This window comes from Butyricimonas sp. DFI.6.44 (genome assembly GCF_022132345.1).
GTDB lineage: Bacteria > Bacteroidota > Bacteroidia > Bacteroidales > Marinifilaceae > Butyricimonas > Butyricimonas muris.
On record NZ_JAKNJD010000001.1, the window covers coordinates 152,949 to 172,645 of the forward strand.

At 43.4% G+C, this 19,697-nt stretch carries 18 protein-coding genes; 11 read left to right on the forward strand and 7 right to left on the reverse strand.

The window, feature by feature from the left end:
* Positions 1-61 precede the first annotated feature (61 nt).
* From rplT to L0M98_RS00775, 5 genes are all read left to right on the forward strand, one after another.
* Positions 62-415, forward strand: coding sequence for a 50S ribosomal protein L20 (rplT, locus tag L0M98_RS00755; protein WP_099292273.1), 354 nt, complete (start codon positions 62-64; stop codon positions 413-415).
* Between the two features lie 101 nt (positions 416-516).
* A complete protein-coding gene (dapB, locus tag L0M98_RS00760) occupies positions 517-1,248 on the forward strand; it encodes a 4-hydroxy-tetrahydrodipicolinate reductase (protein WP_227214601.1) in 732 nt (243 codons plus the stop codon).
* A 24-nt stretch (positions 1,249-1,272) separates the two neighbouring features.
* A complete protein-coding gene (gene lepB, locus L0M98_RS00765; protein ID WP_227214602.1) occupies positions 1,273-2,646 on the forward strand; it encodes a signal peptidase I in 1,374 nt (457 codons plus the stop codon).
* Between the two features lie 72 nt (positions 2,647-2,718).
* A complete protein-coding gene (locus L0M98_RS00770) occupies positions 2,719-4,059 on the forward strand; it encodes a PhoH family protein (protein ID WP_227214603.1) in 1,341 nt (446 codons plus the stop codon).
* Positions 4,060-4,228: 169 nt separating this feature from the next.
* A complete protein-coding gene (locus L0M98_RS00775; protein WP_186975270.1) occupies positions 4,229-4,864 on the forward strand; it encodes a LysE family translocator in 636 nt (211 codons plus the stop codon).
* Here the strand turns inward: L0M98_RS00775 and L0M98_RS00780 are convergent.
* Positions 4,844-5,797: a GNAT family N-acetyltransferase gene (locus L0M98_RS00780; RefSeq protein ID WP_186975271.1), complete on the reverse strand. Its 954-nt coding sequence runs from the start codon at positions 5,795-5,797 to the stop codon at positions 4,844-4,846. The genes L0M98_RS00775 and L0M98_RS00780 overlap by 21 nt on opposite strands.
* A 10-nt stretch (positions 5,798-5,807) precedes the next feature.
* Positions 5,808-6,623, reverse strand: a complete 816-nt coding sequence (locus L0M98_RS00785) for a glycerol acyltransferase (RefSeq protein WP_227214604.1) — start codon at positions 6,621-6,623, stop codon at positions 5,808-5,810.
* A 146-nt stretch (positions 6,624-6,769) separates the two neighbouring features.
* Between L0M98_RS00785 and L0M98_RS00790 the strand changes: the two genes are divergently transcribed.
* Positions 6,770-8,458: a tetratricopeptide repeat protein gene (locus tag L0M98_RS00790; RefSeq protein WP_227214605.1), complete on the forward strand. Its 1,689-nt coding sequence runs from the start codon at positions 6,770-6,772 to the stop codon at positions 8,456-8,458.
* A 140-nt stretch (positions 8,459-8,598) separates the two neighbouring features.
* Here the strand turns inward: L0M98_RS00790 and ruvC are convergent, their stop codons facing one another.
* The 5 genes from ruvC to rplU all read right to left on the reverse strand — a co-directional run bounded on the left by ruvC (position 8,599) and on the right by rplU (position 11,545).
* A complete protein-coding gene (gene ruvC, locus L0M98_RS00795) occupies positions 8,599-9,153 on the reverse strand; it encodes a crossover junction endodeoxyribonuclease RuvC (protein WP_186975273.1) in 555 nt (184 codons plus the stop codon).
* A gap of 13 nt (positions 9,154-9,166) precedes the next feature.
* Complete coding sequence (locus tag L0M98_RS00800; protein WP_099292281.1) at positions 9,167-9,469, reverse strand: DUF4286 family protein; 303 nt, start codon at positions 9,467-9,469, stop codon at positions 9,167-9,169.
* A gap of 56 nt (positions 9,470-9,525) precedes the next feature.
* A complete protein-coding gene (gene serS, locus L0M98_RS00805) occupies positions 9,526-10,800 on the reverse strand; it encodes a serine--tRNA ligase (RefSeq protein WP_099292282.1) in 1,275 nt (424 codons plus the stop codon).
* Between the two features lie 139 nt (positions 10,801-10,939).
* Positions 10,940-11,200 carry a 50S ribosomal protein L27 gene (gene rpmA, locus L0M98_RS00810; protein ID WP_099292283.1) on the reverse strand — a complete coding sequence of 87 codons (261 nt, stop codon included), beginning with the start codon at positions 11,198-11,200 and terminating at the stop codon, positions 10,940-10,942.
* 33 nt (positions 11,201-11,233) lie between these two features.
* Positions 11,234-11,545 (reverse strand): 50S ribosomal protein L21, encoded by a 312-nt coding sequence (gene rplU, locus L0M98_RS00815; RefSeq protein WP_099292284.1) that lies wholly within the window; start codon positions 11,543-11,545, stop codon positions 11,234-11,236.
* A 530-nt stretch (positions 11,546-12,075) separates the two neighbouring features.
* Here rplU and L0M98_RS00820 point away from each other — a divergent pair.
* The 5 genes from L0M98_RS00820 to L0M98_RS00840 all read left to right on the forward strand — a co-directional run bounded on the left by L0M98_RS00820 (position 12,076) and on the right by L0M98_RS00840 (position 19,673).
* Positions 12,076-12,483, forward strand: a complete 408-nt coding sequence (locus L0M98_RS00820) for an immunoglobulin domain-containing protein (RefSeq protein ID WP_227214606.1) — start codon at positions 12,076-12,078, stop codon at positions 12,481-12,483.
* Between the two features lie 138 nt (positions 12,484-12,621).
* Positions 12,622-15,957: a golvesin C-terminal-like domain-containing protein gene (locus L0M98_RS00825; RefSeq protein ID WP_227214607.1), complete on the forward strand. Its 3,336-nt coding sequence runs from the start codon at positions 12,622-12,624 to the stop codon at positions 15,955-15,957.
* Positions 15,958-16,194: 237 nt separating this feature from the next.
* A complete protein-coding gene (locus tag L0M98_RS00830) occupies positions 16,195-16,743 on the forward strand; it encodes a 1-acyl-sn-glycerol-3-phosphate acyltransferase (RefSeq protein WP_186975278.1) in 549 nt (182 codons plus the stop codon).
* Positions 16,744-16,760: 17 nt separating this feature from the next.
* On the forward strand, positions 16,761-17,528 hold the full coding sequence (locus L0M98_RS00835) for an amidohydrolase (protein ID WP_227214608.1): 768 nt from the start codon (positions 16,761-16,763) through the stop codon (positions 17,526-17,528).
* A gap of 21 nt (positions 17,529-17,549) precedes the next feature.
* The gene (locus L0M98_RS00840; RefSeq protein ID WP_227214609.1) at positions 17,550-19,673 is read left to right on the forward strand and encodes a S9 family peptidase; all 2,124 of its coding nucleotides are present in this window, start codon (positions 17,550-17,552) and stop codon (positions 19,671-19,673) included.
* The last annotated feature ends 24 nt before the right edge of the window (positions 19,674-19,697 follow it).

A 19,697-nucleotide genomic window follows, 5' to 3' on the forward strand; every position in this document is an offset into this window, starting at 1 on the left:
CGGAATGTTATGCCTGACAAGTTTCTGAAAAGAACGCTAACATTCAAAAAAAACAAGAATTATGCCAAGAGCTAAAAATGCCGTTGCTTCGAGAGCACGTAGAAAAAAGGTTTTAAAACAGACCAGAGGTAACTTTGGTGCAAGAAAAAATGTCTGGACGGTTGCTAAAAACACGTATGAAAAAGGTTTGACGTACGCGTACCGTGACAGAAAGAAGAAAAAATCAGAATTTAGAGCACTGTGGATTCAGAGAATTAATGCTGCGGTTAGAATGGAAGGTTTAACTTACTCCAAATTTATGGGCTTGGTTCATAAGGCTGAAGTAAACATGAACCGTAAAGTTCTTGCTGATCTGGCTATGAATCAACCGGAAGCTTTCAAAGCTGTAGTGGCGAAAGTGAAAGAGTTAGCTTAGTAATTATAAAATATCGGAAAAAGGCTGCCCTCGGGTAGCCTTTTTTTTTAATTAAAATGTTACCTTTGCGTGTCAGTGGTATATTTTATTTATTTAGAATAATGAAGATTGCATTACTAGGATACGGGAGAATGGGAAAAGCTATCGAACGGTTGGCTCGGGAACGCGGTCACGAGATCGTTTTGATCGTGGATGAAACGAATCGGGCTTCGAGCACGGACGAGCAGTTGAAGCAAGCGGACGTGGCGATAGAGTTTACAACTCCGGCTGTTGCTGTGGATGATTACGGCTGGTGTTTTCGCAACGGGGTTCCCGTGGTATCCGGTACAACCGGGTGGTTGGAGAGATGGAGCGAAGTGACGGAATTATGCAACGAGACGGGGGGGGCGTTCTTTTACGCGTCGAATTACAGTATAGGGGTGAATATATTCTTTCATTTGAACCGATGGTTGGCTAAGACCATGGCGGGGTTTGATAATTATAAGGTATTCGTGGAGGAAACGCACCATGTACATAAACTGGATGCACCCAGTGGTACGGCAATTACTTTGGCTGAAGGAATTTTAGAGGAACACCCGAAATATTCTTCTTGGAAACTGGATGAAGGAGAGGTGAAAGCCGGCGAGTTACCGATCAAGGCAAAGCGTGAAGGAGAAGTGCCCGGTATTCATGCCGTGACGTATAAATCGGAAGTGGACGAGATTCAGATATATCATTCCGCCTTTTCCCGTGACGGCTTCGCTCAAGGTGCCGTGATGGCTGCCGAATTTCTTGCCGGGAAGAAGGGGGTTTACGGGATGGATGATCTTTTGGAGTTGAAAGTTAAAAACTAAAAGTTTAGAATTAAGAACGAAGATATGAGAAATGTATTGACAAATAAATGGTTTAAGTTCGGGATAGTTCTTTTTATATACTTGTTGTGGACGTTGTGGGTACAGAGTTGGTGGTTGCTGATCGGGGTACCTATATTGTTTGATATCTATATCTCGAAGAAAGTACATTGGGCATTCTGGAAGAAAAAGAACGTGGAGAAGCAAACGAAAGCCGTCGAGTGGATTGATGCTTTGATATTTGCCGTTATTGCTGCCACGCTGATCAGAATGTTTTTTTTCGAGGCGTACACGATCCCGACGTCTTCCATGGAGAAAACCATGCTCGTGGGGGATTATTTGTTCGTGAGTAAGGTCGCTTACGGACCGAAGTTGCCGAACACCCCTTTATCAGTACCTTTTACACATCATACCTTACCTTTCACGCAATCCACGAAAGCGTATTCCGAGGCAATACAGTGGCCTTACAAGCGTATCGGCGGATTGGGCAAGGTGAAACGGAATGATATTGTCGTGTTTAATTTCCCAGCGGGGGATACGGTTGTCGTGGGGAACGAGAATCCGGACTATTATTCGAGGTTGCGGAGTGCAACACAGAAAGCGATTTACGATACGAAGATGGAGAAAGGGATAGATGTTTCTTATGAATTTGCATTACCTATTGTGCGTAAGGATATGTGGGCAAAGTATGACATCATCGCCCGCCCGGTGGATAAACGGGAAAACTATATCAAGAGATGCGTGGGGATGCCGGGAGATGTGTTGGAGATGAAAGATGCCGTGTTATACGTGAACGGGCAAAAGGAAGAGAATTACGCTACCATGCAGTTGAATTATCATATTAAGGTGACTTCCCCGTTTAATCAATTGAAGTTGCAGGAGATGGGGATTGCTTTGGATGACATTCAATATTACAATAATAATTATAAGTTGCCTTTAACACCGGAGATGTTGGAGAAGATCAAGGCGATGCCTAACGTGGTTTCTGTTACTCGAGAGACGGAGCGGGGAGAGGTGTTCCCGTATAGTGAGGCTTACCCGTGGACGAGAGATGATTTCGGTCCGCTGCCGATTCCGAAGAAGGGGGAAACGATTGATCTGACTATCGAGAATTTACCTTTGTACGAGCGTATTATCGGGGCTTACGAGGAGAATAAGCTGGAAGTGAAGGATTCCGTTATCTATATAAACGGGAATCCGGCGGATAAATATACCTTCAAAATGGATTACTATTGGATGATGGGTGATAATCGTCATAATTCGGCGGACTCCCGTTACTGGGGATTCGTGCCCGAAGATCATATCGTGGGTAAGGCTTATTTCATCTGGCTTTCCTTGGATAAGGATAAATCTTTCTTGGGTAAGATACGATGGAACAGGATGTTCCGGTTTATACATTAAAAAAAAGCGGCTTAGCCGCTTTTTTTTGTCAATTAATTTATTAACTTGTCAGTGTTTTGAAATACTACAATTATGGCAAAAAATAAAACTAAAAAGACTTTTGTATTAGATACGAATGTTATTCTTCATGATTACAGATCAATTTATTACTTTGAAGATAATGATATCGTTATCCCGATAACGGTTCTCGAGGAGTTGGATAAATTCAAACGAGGAAATGACCAGATTAATTACCATGCGCGGGAGTTCGTGCGGGAATTGGACCAGATTTCCGGGGAGGATTTCTTTGTTAAAGGAGCTCCTTTGGGCAAAGGGAGAGGACATCTTTTTATCCAGACTGGAGTGCCGTTTAACGAGAAGATAAACGATTCGTTCAGTGAAGATATTCCGGATCACAGGATATTGGCTATTGCCGCTTATGTAACAGAGCAGAGGAAGGGTGAAAAGGTTGTTTTAGTGACGAAAGATATGAATTTGAGGATGAAAGCAAGGTCTCTGGATATTTTGGCAGAGGACTATAAGACGGACCAAGTGAAGAATTTGGAAGTGTCGTTGAACAAGTGTGTAATTACGAAAGAGGATTTCTCGCAAGACTTGATTGCCAAACTTTACGAGAGCGGGGAAGCCGGGGTTCCGGTGGAGGCATTCTTCCCGAAAGAGGATATTAAAGGAAATAATTATTATATACTGAAGAACGGCAGTAATTCCGTTCTGGCTTGTTATGATCCTACGCGGAGAGTTGTGCGGAAAGTGGAGAAGTTGAATACTTTCGGTATCTACCCGAAGAACTCGGAGCAGGCATTCGCGTTGGATGCGTTGATGAACCCGAATATATCCCTTGTTGCCTTGAGTGGTAAGGCGGGAACGGGTAAGACTTTGCTGGCGTTAGCGGCGGCATTGCAGCAAAATAAATCTTTCGAGCAGATTTATTTATCTCGTCCTATCGTGGCGTTATCCAATAGAGATTTAGGTTTTTTACCGGGTGACGTGGACGAGAAAGTAGGTCCTTATATGCAGCCTCTATTCGATAATCTGGCGGTTATCAAGCATCGTTATAATATGCATAGTCAGGAGAACCGCTTGATTGATGATATGTTGAAAGACGAACGTTTGGTTATTTCTGCGTTAGCGTACATCCGCGGACGGAGCTTGTCAAACGTGTTCTTTATCGTTGATGAAGCCCAGAACCTTACCCCGCATGAGGTGAAGACGATTATCACGCGTGCCGGAGAAGGGGTGAAGATGGTGTTCACGGGGGATATTGACCAGATCGATTCTCCTTATCTGGATCGTCAGTCTAACGGTATGTCGCATTTGATTGACCGGATGCAGGGGCAAGAGATTTTTGCCCATGTGCAGCTGGAGAAAGGGGAACGGAGTTACCTTGCGGAGGTGGCTAGTAACTTGTTGTAATAGTCGAATTAGTAGTTTATAAGGTTTATAAAGTTCATAAAGTTTAAGGTTCATAGCCCCCTGCGGGGCGCTTTGTCCACGACAGCTTTAGCTGTCGATAAATATAGTCCGAAGGACACCCGTCACTTTATAAACCTTATAAACTTTATGAACTTTATAGACTCATTTTATGAATATATTGGGATTTCTGGGTGCGGCAATTCTGTTGACATTGATGCCGGGACCCGATATTTTGTTTGTGATAACACAAAGTATTATCCGGGGAAAAAAGGCGGGAATCATTTTTGCTTGCGGGTTGTGTACCGGGTTGATCGTTCACACGGCGGCAGTCAGTTTGGGACTTTCCTTGATTCTGTACAAATCTCCGGTGGCCTTTGCCGTGCTGAAGTATCTGGGGGCGGGGTATTTAATCTATCTGGGTATCAAGTCTTTTATTCATCGTAACGAGAACTCGATGGAGTTGCCTGCTTCCGGGGGAGCGGAATACAAGCTATACCGCAAGGGTATTCTGATGAATGTCTTGAACCCCAAGGTTCTCGTGTTTTTTATAGCGTTTTTTCCCGGATTCGTCAATCCGGCAACGGAGAATCCGGCAGGTGAATTTCTGTTGCTGGGCGTGCTTTTTATGGCACAGGCTATCGTTATATTCTCGCTGGTTGCTTTGTTGGCAGACCGGTTATCCCGTCGTTTGATGCAAAACAACCGTTTCTCGTTGATTATGCATATCATCGAGTCGTTGGTGTATTTCGCTATCGGTATCAGTTTGATCTTCGTGACCGTGGGCTCAGAACTTCCTCAAGCGTAATATGCGGGGGATATATGTTGAAATATGACGCGCTTTTTTCGTATCGTAGACGTCGGCTATTTTAATTAAAATAGCTGTTTCTTCCACACCGCCGAATCCCGGGTTTATCGCCGTGCCGAATGATTTCATAGAGGGCGACAGGCTCATGTAGGCATTCACGAGAGGGGGTATGTTTTCCCCTTGTTCACGCACGTAACGGGAAAGTATCCTGTAATCTTCCTCGTAACTGTTCCCACAGAGGATGCTGCCGAGTTTTCTATCGTCGATATGTATTTCCAAAGGAACGATAGGTTCAACCAATCCTTCGTTGTCTTTAAAATACTTGCGCATGAAGAAAAGTATCATGTCGCGGGCTTTTATGTTGAAGCTGGTGTACATGGTGACTTTACCGAAGAAGTATTCCATCTCCGGGTTCTCCACGGTAAGGGCTCCCAATCCGTCCCATAGATTATCCAAGGCAAAAAGGGATTTCCGTCCCATTTTGGTGGATTGATACAAAGGTTGAACGAAAGAGCGTCCGAGTTCAATCATCTTGGTGAGGTACTCCTTTTTGAAGCGCTCTGAAAAACGGAATAACTCCGTGGTCGCGAGATTGGGCTCTCCCTCCGCATTCAGAGAGAGGTTGTCGCAAAGGATATAACGGTAGCCACCCAGTATTTCCTGCTCTTTCGGGTCCCACACGATAAGTTGCTGATAGGGTACCTGTTCATCCACGTCGAACGGGTCTATATCTACTTCTTTTCCTGTCCCGCCCCCCGCTGTCCTGAAAGTCAATTCACGTAACCGTCCGACCTCTCTCATGAGGTTGGGACTGTTGAAGGCATTGAACGAGTATATTTCATTATTGCCTTTATTGGTTTTCCGGATAAATCTTTCTTCCGTTAATTCAGCTAGCAATTTTGCTTTATCGACAGGATAAATAACTGGTTGCATAATTTTGAATCTATAAACTATATACGTTTTTTTTCACTTCTGCTGCCCACTCTTTGGGAGTCTTACTTTTATCGAACGTTTCCCACGGGATGGGTTTACCTATACTTAATGTAAAAGTAGAACCTTTTTTATTGAATGTTTCCTTGGGGAGGCACATCATTTCGAGGTTTACTTTCAAGCCTATTTTTTTTCTGAAGTTAGCGAGGTTGTAGAAGAACTTGGAGTTCTCGCCTTTCACGTGTATCGGGACAATATCGCGTTGGTATTTCACGGCTTTCACGATAAAGCTCTTTTGCCACTCGGGATCAATGATTACCCCCTTGGTCTTACGACTGACCATCCCTGCCGGGAAGGTGATTATTTGCGCATCGGAAGCGAAAGCGTTTTCGAGATCGGCAGCGGCTTCTTTTGCTAGAGCCCCGTGCTTGTTGACGGGCAGGAAGATGTTGTTCAAGTTCTTCAAGTTCATCAACAAGTCGTTTACCGGGAATTTTAACGGACTGTATTTTCTACCTAAATAAGAGATCAGTATAATTCCGTCCGGACCGCCGAGAACGTGGTTGGCGGCGAATATGTATCGTCCGTTGGGATCGGGAAGGTTTTCTTCTCCCTCGATTTTAAAGGATAAGTCAAGGTATTCCATGACTCCGTCAGCGAAATCGAGTCCCTTGCGGTCCCCGTATTTCGAGATAAAATCGTTGATTTGGTCCTGGCAAATTAATCTTTTTAAGAATGAATAAACGAATTTAGGGATCCAGCGTGCTAATTTTGGATTTTTGCTCTTAAAAAGTTGTTCAATGTATATCGGTTTAACAGTTTCTTCCATAATTATTGTGAATTGCTCTCTCTTACTTCAAAAGTTTTGACAAAGATAAAAAACCTTATTCAATAAAATTCGTTATAGAGGATATGAATTGAAAAATATGAACATTTTTAATGAATGGAATAAGTTGAACGCAAAAAAAGAGAACTATGAAAAAATTATCTTTGATAAGTAGTGGAGTTATTTTGATGCTTTCTTTCTTGATGGTGGGGTGTAATACCATGAAGAAGTTAGAGAGAGAAGCCATCGAAACGGCAGTAGTGGGGAAGGTCTCACCTCAGCAGTTGACAGCGGTGGATGGTACGGTGAATTTTAATTATAATATTGCTTTCGCTCCCAAGCAGTTTTATAAGAAGTTAATTTTGAAAGTGACTCCCAAGATGCAATATCCCGGTGGAGAAGAGGCTATGGCACCACTTTATTTCCAAGGTGAGAAAGTGAAAGGAACGGATTATCCCGTGGTAGAGTACAAGGGTAATACAATGGCAACTTATAATTTGTCTTTCCCGTACCGTGACGGTATGCAGAAAGGTGTGCTAATCGCGGATATCGAGGCAATTATGAAGAACAAGAGCGTTACTTTGACTCCTGCTATATTGAACACGAACGGGGTGAAAGAGTGGAAAACTTACGCTTATTCCTTACCTAATAATCCTAACGCGATACCGTTGTTTACCGAAACATTTGTGAAAGATGTTCCCGCCACGGGCGTAGGTGTGGTCAGCGGTTATGTATTGTTCCCGTTATCTCAATCCGTGATCACGGACGCGCAAAAGAAATCAACCGTGATGACGCAGGCCGCCAAGGTTATGAAAGAAGTGTTGGCTAATAAGGATGCCAAGATCACGAAGATGGTAATGTATGTTTCCAGTTCTCCTGAAGGACCGGAGAGATTGAACAAGAATCTGACGACGAACCGTTTCAAGGCTGCCAAGTCTTTCTTCGAGAAAGACCTTGCTCTGGCAAATACTCCGGTGGCAAAGGATTCCAAACTTATCGTGTCTAATTTGGTAGACGAGAACTGGGATGGTTTGTATCTGTTGTTGGATGACTCTAATATACGGAATAAAGCCGCGATCGTGAAAGATTTGAAGGCTGCCCCGAGTTTGGCAAAACGTGCAGCTATTCTTGATTCATATATCAAATCGGTTCCGGAGTTGAAAGATGTTGTTCTTCCTGTTCTTCGTCGTGCTGACTTCTTTATATTCTACACGATGCCTGCTGTTATGCAGGTAGAGAATCAGGCAACCGCTTATTATGTGCCTCAATTACAGGAAAATTCAGTGTTGTCTGCACAGACTGACGTGAGTTTGTTGAATGATTTGGCCGCTATGGCTATCCGGAACAAGGATTACCGGAAAGCCAAGAAGTTGTTGGAGTCGGCTGCCGTGATGAAAGAGCAACCGGAAGTGTTCAATAATTTGGGTATCGTGTACCAAAACGAGGGAAATAACGCACAAGCCCAAAATATGTATTCCAAAGCATCTATCAAGAAAGAGGCCAAGTACAATTTAGGTATGTTGTTATTGCAGCAAGGCGAGTATAACAAGGCTATTCCCTACTTGAAGGCAATGCCTGATGTAAATCTTGCTTACGCGCAATTGATGGCTAATGACAATCGTGCCGCTTTACAGACTTTTAAGAGTTTGAACTTGACGACAGGAGATGAATATTATTTGATGGCTGTAGCTGCTGCCAGATTGAAAGATACGCGGACCATGGCTGACGCTTTGCAGAAAGCTATACAGCTTGACCCGCGAATGAAAGAAAAAGCTCAGATGGATAGAGAATTTTATCCTTACGCGCAAGAAACGATTTATTTGAATATTGTTGATTAAAATTGTTTGACTTTGCATTGTTGAATAGGGTTATGGCGAAGGCGATAACCCTATTTGCTATTGTATAAAAGCCAACCTGCAACTTGCAGAGCCGTAGGGCTCAACTTGTAACCTGCAACTTTGTGAAGCAATTTATCGCTTTACAAAACCTTATCCGGATTCTGTTTGATGAAATCTCCCCAGTCTTTGCATTTGGAACCGCCTGTTGTCGGGAGGTTGCCTTGTATATGGTGGCAATAAGCGATGGCGATGGCGTCCGTTTCGTCCAGTGTCGAAATGGTGTCTGGCATAACCATAAACTTGCCTAACAGGATGGCAATCTGTTCTTTTGATGCCTCTCCTGTACCCGTGATGCTCATCTTGATTTTTTTGGGAGCGTACTCGAAGATAGGTATGTTGCGTTGCAGTGCGGCAGCTATAGCTACGCCTTGTGCGCGTCCCAACTTGAGCATGGATTGGATGTTTTTCCCGTAAAACTGTGATTCAATGGCTAATTCGTCCGGGTGATAGGAGTCGATGACTTGCAGGGTTCTTTGGAATACCCGTTGTAACTTCAGGTATGGATCATCCAGTTTCTTCATGTCCACGACTCCGGACACGACAAGTTCGGGTCTGCTGTTCTTTCCGGTAGTGCGGAGAATCGCGTATCCCATGAAATTAGTTCCGGGATCGATGCCCATGATTAGTTTTTCCATATCCTTTAGATTTCTATACTTCTTCCAGCGTGGTGCTGAAATGAAGCATTTTTTCTCCAAACATTTCAGTCAATACACCCAGTAATTTTTCCTTGTATAGTTCCATGAAAACAGCGTAATCGTCTGCAACGGAGAAAACGAGTTGCAGGGAGAATGATTTCCCATCCTCTTCATTTACCAGTATTCTGGTGAACAGAACGTCACAGCATACTCCTTTGGTTTTGACGAAAGGAATATAAAATTCGTGGATGGCTTTTCTGAATGCACCCTCTATTTCTTCTTCGACGTGGAATGTTGTGTTGTAGATAAAACGCATAGGTATCGAGGTGAAATTTAGGACGTGACCGCTACGGTCACGTCCTAAATTGATTATTATCTGATATAGTCCGTACCCATGAATCCGCGTAAAACGTCGGGTACACGGATGCCTTCCGGTGTTTGGTTATTTTCCAGCAAGGAAGCCACGATTCTCGGCAGAGCCAGCGCACTGCCGTTAAGCGTGTGAGCCATGATGGTTTTCTTCTCTCCTTTGTCCCGGAAACGCAGTTTCAAGCGGTTCGCTTGGTATTCCTCGAAATTGGAAACGGAACTGACTTCCAACCAACGATTCTGGGCTTTGGAATATACCTCGAAATCGTAAGTTAGGGCAGACGTGAAACTCAGGTCACCACCGCACAACCGAACGATACGGTAAGGTAGTTCCAGTTTTTGCAACAAGCCTTCCACGTGTTTTACCATACCGTCCAGAGCCTCGTAAGACGCTTCCGGGCGAGTGATTTGCACGATTTCCACTTTATCGAACTGGTGCAGACGATTCAATCCGCGCACGTCCTTACCGTATGAACCCGCTTCCCGGCGGAAACAAGCCGAATAGGCAGTGTTTTTTACCGGCAACTGGTCCGCGTCAAGAATAACATCCCGGTAAAGGTTCGTTACCGGAACTTCTGCCGTCGGGATAAGGTAAAGTTTATCCTCGTTCACGTAATACATTTGTCCGTCCTTATCGGGTAATTGTCCGGTTCCGAAGCCGGAATCTTCATTCACCACGAGGGGCGGTTGTACTTCCTCGAACCCGGCTTTGATGTTTTCCTCCAGAAAGAAATAGATTAAGGCTCTTTGCAAACGGGCTCCCAATCCTTTGTACACGGGGAATCCGGCTCCGGTGATTTTTACACCTACCTCGAAATCGATTAATTGATATTTCTTTGCCAGCTCCCAGTGGGGGAGTTGTCCTTCCTCGTGGGCGGGCACGTTGTCGCATACTTTCACGATCACGTTGTCGGCATCGCTTTTGCCGGGAGGTACGGAGTCGTGGGGAAGGTTCGGCAGGCGCACGATGAGCGTGTTCAACTCGTTCAGCGTTTCGTTGTGCTTGGTTGTCAACGCGGCGATTTCCTCTTTCAAACGGGTGGTGTTTGCACGGGCAGTTTCCGCTTCCTCTTTTTTTCCTTCTTTCATCAACGAGCCGATTTGTTTCGAGATGCTATTCATTTCGGCTTGTTTATCGTCTGATTCTTTTTGAAGGTTTTTTCTCTCGTTGTCAAGAGAGATGATTTTTTCTACTAATTCCTTGGCATCAAAGTTTTTGACGGCTAATTTACGAATCACCGTTTCTTTGTTTTCCTGAATAAATTTAAGGTTTAGCATCCCGTCTTAATTTTAGGTTTTAGATTTTAGATTACGGGAACAAAAGGCTTATGAGGATACCGTTGTTCCGGGGTGTAAAAATAAAAAAACTCCTGTACTTTACCAAGGACAGGAGTTCGAAATATGTTCATTTTTCTGTTTACTCGGCAATAGCTTCAACAGAAACGTACGATTTGTTGTCTTGTTTCTTTTTGAAAACAACTTTTCCGTCGATCAACGCGAACAAGGTATGATCTCTACCTAATCCCACGTTCAATCCGGGGTTGTGTACAGTTCCTCTTTGACGAACAATAATACTACCAGCTTTGGCGAATTGTCCGCCGAAAATCTTTACTCCTAATCGTTTGCTTTCTGATTCACGACCGTTCTTAGAGCTACCGACTCCTTTCTTGTGTGCCATATCGTCTTATAATTTTAGAAGTTACAAAATAAATTAAGCGTTGATCGTTTCGATCTGAATTTGAGTCATACATTGACGATGACCGTTCTTTTTGCAGTATCCTTTTCTTCTCTTTTTCTTGAAGATGATTACTTTGTCAGCTTTCAAGTGAGATAATACTTTTGCCGTAACTTTGGCTCCTTCTACAATTGGAGTACCGATTTTGATATCTCCTTCATTGTCCACTAAAAACACTTTGTCAAATTCTACTTGAGAACCTTCTTCTGCAGCCAGTCTGTGAACATAGACTTTACGGTCTTTCTCAACTTTGAATTGTTGTCCTGCGATTTCTACAATTGCGTACATTGTTCTAATTCATTTTTAAGTTAATACCATGGGGTGGGCATTTCTCCGCTTGGTGTACCCCTGAGGTTAAATTTTCGCTCGGCAAAAGTAGTAATTGTTTTTGAAACGGCAAAGATTTCACTGAATAAAACGGTGTTGTTTTTAATAGAAATTCTTTGGATTCGTATTTTTGAGTGGATATTGAATAATTAAAGGTAAAATGTCGTGAATGGTAGTGAGATATTATTGCTAATATCATGAAGCGGGTCGAAATCAAGAATGGTAATTCAAGAAAATAATGATATTATGATTAGTTTTTTTTGTGTTTGCTTGAATTTTATCAAAATACGAAGAAGTATTTAGTATATTGCCGATATATGGAAAATTATTCTTATTAAATTTGATGATTTTCAAAATAGCTAAAAATATACTATATTGCCTAATGAACTATTTTTTTAATCTTTTTAAAAATAGGGTAAATTCTTTGATATATGAATTTATTTTAATATTTTTGTAATACTAATTATTTACTAATTTAAAATACAAATAACATGAAAAAGAGGATCGTTTTTATCATCGCGTTATTTTTAGGGTTGACAGGATTCAATGGGGAAAGTAGAATTATAGAGCAAAATAGTGTGAATTTCCAAGAGAGGGTTGCACTTGTAGGTTATGCACCCCAAATAGTCAGACCGCTCAAGGATCTTATAGCTCCAGAAGGAAGTTCTATTACCTTTGTTGCCACTGTTTCGTCATCTGATTGTTTGGCGGTATGGTACAAGAATGGAGAAATATTACCAGTTGGGGGAAGGTTCCAATTTTATATGAAAAAAAATACTGCAAAATTGACAATAGTAGATGTATTTCCAGAAGATGCTGGAGTGTATGTGGTGAAATTTCAAAACAGATATGGAGAGGCTATATCGACGGCGCGACTATTTGTTGAATTGTCGAGATAAAAATAATTCTATTCGGTTTGTCGGCAAGAATTACTTCAAGATATATTGGAAATATTCTTGAAGTAATTCTTAACTATGAACTTTCTTTTATCAAAATGATACTTTTGAGCAGGTGTTATACAATCAAAATTGAGCGTTATGAGCGGTAATCATGTCTTTATTGAAACTTTATATGGGTTCAAACGTGCCCGACGGAATGTCATCTTTTGGATGTTTGTAATTCTTGGAATCGTGGGAATCGTCCTTTACGTGTTCACGCCGTTGTCTGCTTTGCCTCATGTCAAAAGTATCGATCAACTTTTAAGGCAACCTCCGATGGAATGGGTATCCCGGGCATTACCTTCATCCATTCCCTTCACGTGTGCTTACTTGTTCAACATCTTGCAACTTTTCTTCGTGACGGTACTCGTTATCAACGACACGAGATTAGTCCGTGTGGATAGTAGGGATGCCTTGAACGTTCACCCGCAAGGGAACTCGGAGAGTGCGGCAGGGAGCATAGTGGGAAAACTCGTTGCTATCTCCATAATCAACGTGTTAATCCTCGGTTTTTGCGGATTGCTGAACCTTCTTTTTTATCCCAAGGTGTTTAACATCGGGTATTACCTATTTTATTGGTTGACGCTAAACCTTCCAACCCTTATCTTTTGCTTGGGGGTATCTACTCTTGTGTCAAGGCTAACGAGGAATCAAGGCTTGAGTGTGATTTTTTTGGCGTTAATTCTTGGATTGATGACCCTTCCCGGTTCGGTTTGGCTAAACGGGTTATTTGACCCTCTGGCGGCAAGGATTCCCAATATGTTTTCCGATTTCACAGGCCACGTGCCCCCCGGTAGTTACTTGCTGCAACGGGTATTTATCTTGTTCCTCGGGATAGGGCTGGCTGTTCTTGCCGTGATCCCTTACCCTAGGATTCATAATAATGTGCGGGCGGCATTCCGATTGGCACGTGTGACACTGCTTCCCTTGCTTCTTGCCGGAGGTTTTGCGGTCGCTTACGGTTTCCAATCCGTGTCTAATGAACGGGAAGCATTCCGGGAAACTTATTCAAAGTACACCCCCAGAAAGGTTTTAAAAATTGCCGACAATCAACTCCATTTGAAAGAAACGGAAAACGGGGGTATCTTCGTGACCAGTCGAATGACTGTAGCAAACAAGGATAACGAGGAACTTCCTTTGATTCTTTATTTGAATCCCGGACTTGTGATCTCCTCGGTTACCGTAGACGGGGCAAATGTCAAGTACCAGCGTGAACTGCAAGTGCTTCTTGCGGACTGTAAGGTTTCTCCCGGCGAGACAAAAGAAGTGATCGTGAAATACGAGGGGAAAATCGACAATAGTTTTTGTTTTCTCGATACCCCGGAAGAGAAGTATGCTTCCCCGGCAGTGAACACAATTGATATTTACCATTTCGGTTATAGTCCCGCATTTTGCGAGAAAGGGTACAAATTACTCACGCCGGAATGTGCTTGGTACCCGGTCAGTGTGCCTCCCTACGATGCATCCGGTTTCAGGCGAGCCATGTTTACCCGCTACAAATTGGAAGTGGAACATGATCCGAATTTGGTGGCAATATGCCAGGGAGAGGCGAATCGGGAAACGCATGGGAAGACAATGTTCACCTTCGAGCATGACATGAAAGGAATTAGTCTTTGTGTAGGTAATTACAAAAAACGGGAAATCATAGTCGGTAGTGATGAGAAAAGATGGGAATGGGATCAATCAATTCCTGACTCTAAAATATCGAAGTTTGCAAAGGATGAATATCCGACGCGGGTAGAGTTTTTCTACTTGCCCGAACATGAGTTTATGCTCGATATTTATGATAAAATCCCTAAAGAGGAGTGGAAGAACATAATCGAAAGTGCTAAAGTTTCAATAGGATTTTATGGTAATAATAACAATTATGCCGTAAAACGCATGATGAATAAAATTGCCGTTGATCCCACGCTACAATATCCTTACAGTTGGATCACCATAGTGGAAGTGCCGTGTGCTTTTCATGTGTTCACGGGGAAGGCCTTGCAGGAGGGAGAAAGGGTACAAGGGGGAATGATATTTCTCCCGGAAAAGAAATACTCGGTGGACATGTCTTTCTTTTCTGACAACAAGAGATTGAAAACTCAATTACGATCGTACGAAGAACCAGAAACTCAATTATGGTTTGATAATGAATTTCAACTGTTTGAGCGAGGAAGTTATGGTCTGGAATCAAGCGGTATGGGTAACACGGGTTTCGTTTACTCTGACGAGTGTCCTTTGATTAATGATGTCTTGTCTTTGGCTTTTAATCCCAACTTAAGTTGGGAGCATGGGACGGATATAGAGTACTATGTCCTCGATTACATGAAAGAGCATAGTCTGGAAGAGGCTTTGAGTGATCCCTTATTGTCCCCGGATCTGCTTGATAAGATTATCCGCAAAAAATGTATGGAGTTAAACGCTCTGTTGGCGATCAGAATCGGGAAAAAAGAATTTAACGATGCTTATCATGATTTCCTCAAGCGACACCTTTTCGAGGAAACGACTCTAGAGGAATTTTCTCGAGAAGTCTTCGCCCATTTTAATGTTAGGTTGGACTCCATTGTTATGAATTGGTTTAGAAGTAACGAGTTACCTCTTTTCGAGATAGACGGTCACGTCATTTATGTGGTGGATGAGAGGTATCGTATGCACAATACGTACGATATCAAGGTGTTTAACCGGGGAAAAGTGCCGGGTATTGTCCAGACGAGTGGTTATCGACCGAGAATGTGGATTATTCCTCCGGGAGAAGGACGGGCTATAAGAGCGCATGTATCTGCTGATAATACTAACATATATACCATTATGGCTTTAAATATCCCGGGATATGTTGAATTATCAAGCGAGAAAAGGGATGTCTATACCGACACCACCACGTGGTATTTACCCCTCGATTCGACCTCGTTCTCAACTGTGAACGAGAACGAGATTATCGTGGATGACGCTGATCCGGGATTCACTATCCTTGAAACCAGAAAGTTTAATATAGCTTCTTTGTTCGGACAAGTCGAGACTCGTGCCAAGTATTACAAGTTTCCCCCTGAAGATCACTGGGGTTTTACGGTCAAAGAGGCTGGTGGTTATGGTTTTCCCGTGAAAGGAGCGTATTTTAAACAAGCCGGCAAGGGTAACCAAAAAGTACAATGGGAAACTGATTTACCCGAGGGAGCATACGAGGTATTTTGTTATCAACCTTTTGAAAGAAACAGAATCAGTGATTTCTTAAGGGAGTACTATTATACCGTATTTGACGGGAAGGAAGAACACGAGGTTGTGCTTTCTATGAGTAAGGATGATGGGGGATGGTTGTCCTTGGGTGTTTTTGATTTCCACGGGAAGGGAAGGGTGACATTGAGTGACAGGGATCGTAAACGTAATTCCGCTGACAAAGATAGTGACCCGCAAGTTGTCGTTGCTGATGCCATAAAGTGGGTTAAAGTTCAGAAATAATAGTCTGTATTATCGTTGGAAAAGTTTATATTATACTTCGCTTCACGTTATTCAAGTGAAGCGAAGTTGTTGTTAATTAATTATTCGGGACTGAAAATATGGCACGAGTGTGTAGGATAGAGAATCGTGTTCTTGTTCGATATTATTTGTAATAAAAAACATTGTGTCCTATTTTAGTTAGGTGTTATTCCCGGAAAAGTACTAACTTTGGCAAGATTTTAGGAAATAGTAAAAGCTATGAAATATATCGCACGTCTGATACTGAAAATGTTCGGTTGGAAACTCAAGGGAAGTTTGCCCGTGGATAAAAAAGCGGTGGTGATTTCCGTGCCGCATACTTCTATTATGGATTTTATATGGGGAAAGCTCACGTTCATGAGTTATGGGATTCCTACTTATATATTAATGAAGAAGGAATTTTTCTTTTTTCCCTTGGGGGCTATCTTGAGAGCCTTGAACGTGATTCCCGTTGACCGGGGAAATAAAGAAAATCATCTTGTAGAGCGGATGGTGGAGGAATTTAATAAACGGGACGTGATGTACCTGACGATTACCCCGGAAGGAAGTCGCAAAAAGCGAAAGAAATGGAAGAAAGGATTTCTGGTAATCGCGAGAGAGGCGGGTGTTCCCGTGTATCTAGGCAGAATCGATTATAAAGATAAATATTGCACGTGGGGACCTCGGTTTGTTCCCTCGGATGATCCGGATGCCGATTTGAAATACATCATGTCGACTTACAAGGACGCTAATCCCCGTCATCCGGAAAACTTTTCGGCAGGAGATTAAACTAAAATAAAAGGATTATGAAGGTAGCAATCGTACAGGCACGTTTGGAATGGGAAAATGTTCCCTTGAATTTGAAACTCTTCAACAAACGTATGAGTGACATAAACGGGGTGGATATTATCGTGCTGCCGGAGATGTTTTCTTCCGGTTTCACGATGACGGGTAAAGATCAGGTGGCTCCTTTCCACGAGGCGGTATACCGGTGTATGCAGGATTGGGCGGACGAGAAAGACGCTTTGGTCATGGGATCGACCATTTATTTTGAAGACGGACATTATTTCAATCGTTTGCTGGCGGCATTTCCGGGGGGGAAAGTGTTGCATTACGATAAAAGGCATCGTTTCACGATGGGGCATGAAGACGAGCATTTCACCGCCGGGCACGAGTTGCTGGTGTTTGAATACAAGGGCATGAAGATCGCGCCTTTCATTTGTTACGACCTGCGATTCCCCGTGTGGAGCCGTAATACTTCCGGGTATGACTTGGCTGTTTATGTGGCTAACTGGCCGGAGGCAAGGAGGGAGCCTTGGCAGATATTGTTGAAGGCGAGGGCCGTCGAGAACCAGTGCTACGTGGTGGGCGTGAATTGCGTGGGGGAGGACGGAAACGGTCTGCAATATTCCGGCGATTCTATGGTGATATCTCCCCGGGGAGAGGTGCTGGTGGCTTGTGAGCCTTATGCCGACGAAGTACAGGTGGCGGATGTCGATTTGGGGGCTTTGGAAGGGTTCCGTGCAAAATTTCCCGTTTTAGAAGATAGAGATGAATTTACAATTGATGAATAAATAATAACAGCAGAAGAAAGGATGAAAAAAACATTGTTGACGATAATCGGATTAAGTATGATGTTCGGTTTGAATGCACAGGAGAAGGTTTTGACCATGGAAGAGGCTGTCGTGGGGTACCATTTGTATCCGCGGGCAAAGTATATCCAATGGCAGGGGGATAAGAATCAGTTTACTTATCTCGACCGTGAAGGACTCACGGGTGAGTCGGCGGATAAAGGTGAGAAAACCGTTTTGTTGACCGTGCCGGAGTTAAACAAAATTATCGGGGCTGATTTGAAAGGCTTCCCTAATTTTTCTTGGTTGGACGGAAACACGCTGGTAGTTGCCCGTCAAGGGAAAATTTACCATATCGACGTGGAGAAAAAACAGTTGAAACAAACTTTTTCTTTCCCGAAAGGGGCGGTCAATCAGACCTACTCGAAGGCAGGTAACATGTATGCTTACACGGTAGACAACAATTTGTATTACATGGATGAACGGGGAAACAGTTACGCCGTGACTTCCGATGAGGACAAGAATATCGTGAACGGTCAGGTGGTTAGTCGCAACGAGTTCGGTATCACGGGCGGTATATTCTGGTCGCCTGACGGTAAGAAACTTGGGTTTTACCGTAAGGACGAGAGCGAAGTGACGAATTTTCCCTTGTTGGATATCAATAGCCGTACCGGAGATCTGAAAGAAATCAAATACCCGATGGCGGGAATGAAGTCCGAGTTGGTGACGATGGGTGTTTATGACATCGCTTCCGGTACTACTGTTTTTCTGGACGTGAATGATTTCGGGCGGGAACAGTATCTCACGGGCGTGACGTGGGCGCCGGAATCCGACATCGTGTATATTCAGGTGTTGAACCGGGGGCAGAATCACATGCGTCTGAACAAATACGATGCTTCTACCGGGAAACAGATTGCCACGTTATTCGAGGAAAAATCCGATACTTACGTGGAGCCTCAAAACGGGCTGGTTTTCATGAAGAATAACCCGAAGCAGTTCCTTTACGAGACGAATAACCGGGACGGTTATTTCAATCTTTACTTGTATGACGTGAACGGCAAGCTGATTAAACGTCTGACGGATGTCGATGCCGACGTGGCTTACGCGGGTATGGATCGTGCCGGGAAGTACGTGTATTACCTTTCTTCGGAAGTGTCCCCGGTGGAAAAACAACTTTTCCGGGTAGACGTGAAGAGTGGCAAGAAAACCCGTCTGACTCCCGAGGAAGGTTGGCACACGATCACGATGAGCGGGGATTGCAGTTATTTTATCGATAGTTACAGTAGTGTAAAGACCCCTCGCAACGTTGATTTGGCTACCAATAGCGGTAAAGTGGTACGCCGTGTTCAAGAGGTGGAGAACCCGAACAAGGATTACAACTGGGGTGAAGTTACTTTGGGCTCTATAAAGGCTGACGACGGTTGTGATTTATACTATCGGTTGATTAAGCCTATGAATTTCGACCCGAACAAGAAATACCCGGTAATTCATTACGTGTATGGCGGACCGCATGCTCAAATGGTGACCAATATCTGGAATGCCAATATCCGCATGTGGGAAATGTATATGGCTCAACACGGTTACGTGGTATTTATTATTGATAATCACGGTACCCCGAACCGGGGAAAGGCTTTCGAAGAGGTGATTCATCGTCAATGCGGTCAGGTGGAAATGAAAGATCAGGTGAAAGGTATCGAGTGGCTGAAGTCATTCCCTTGGGTGGATGCAGAGCGTATTGGTGTTCACGGTTGGAGTTACGGCGGGTTTATGACGATTTCGTTGATTACCAATTACCCCGATATTTATAAAGTGGGTGTTGCCGGAGGTCCCGTGATTGACTGGAAATGGTACGAGGCCATGTATGGAGAGCGTTACATGGACTCCCCGCAGGAGAATCCCGAGGGGTACGCCAAAGTGAGTTTGATCGCCAAAGCCAAAGACTTGAAAGGCAAATTATTGATTTGTCAAGGTGCTGTCGATCCTGTTGTGGTATGGCAACATAGCTTGAGTTTTATCCGGGAATGTATCAAAAATAACGTGCAAGTGGATTACTTCCCTTATCCTTGTGCCGAGCACAATGTTATGGGACGTGACCGTATTCATCTGATGCAGAAAGTGACGGATTATTTTGAAGATTACTTGAAATAATTGAACAATAAAATAAATCAGCCA